This is a genomic window from Gordonia soli NBRC 108243, from assembly GCF_000334455.1.
GTDB classification, from domain to species: domain Bacteria; phylum Actinomycetota; class Actinomycetes; order Mycobacteriales; family Mycobacteriaceae; genus Gordonia; species Gordonia soli.
Map to the genome: position 1 here is coordinate 1 of NZ_BANX01000060.1, position 515 is coordinate 515.

A 515-nucleotide genomic window follows, 5' to 3' on the forward strand; every position below is an offset into this window, starting at 1 on the left:
TACACGTTGTTCACGTCCGGGTCGACGGGTCGGCCGAAGGGTGTGACGGTGTCGCATCGTGCGGTGGTGAATCGGTTGCGGTGGGGTCTGTCGCAGTTCCCGTGGGGGCCTGCGGATCGGGTGGTGCAGAAGACGCCGTACACGTTCGATGTGTCGGTGCCGGAGCTGTTCGGACCGGTCATCTCCGGTGCGACGATGATCGTCGCCGAGCCGGGCGGTCACGCCGATCCGGTCTACATCGCCGATCTCGTCGCCGAGAGCGCGGCGACGTCGGTGCATTTCGTGCCGTCGATGCTGTCGGTCTTCCTCGATGTGGTGCCCGACGAGCGACTCGCCGAACTGACCTCGTTGCGGTGGTTGTTCGCGTCGGGTGAGGCCCTGCCCCCGTCGGTGGTCGCCCAGGCGCACCGGGCGCTGCCGTGGGTCGGCATCCACAACCTGTTCGGTCCCACCGAGGCAGCGGTCGAGGTCGGTCACTCCGACGTCACCGCAGCGCCGCCGGTGGTCACCATCGG

At 68.2% G+C, this 515-nt stretch carries 1 protein-coding gene; it reads left to right on the forward strand.

Going from position 1 to position 515, the window contains the following annotated elements; translation table 11 throughout:
• Positions 1-515 (forward strand): AMP-binding protein (locus GS4_RS24655; RefSeq protein ID WP_040511847.1); only part of this gene is annotated, 515 nt, incomplete at both ends.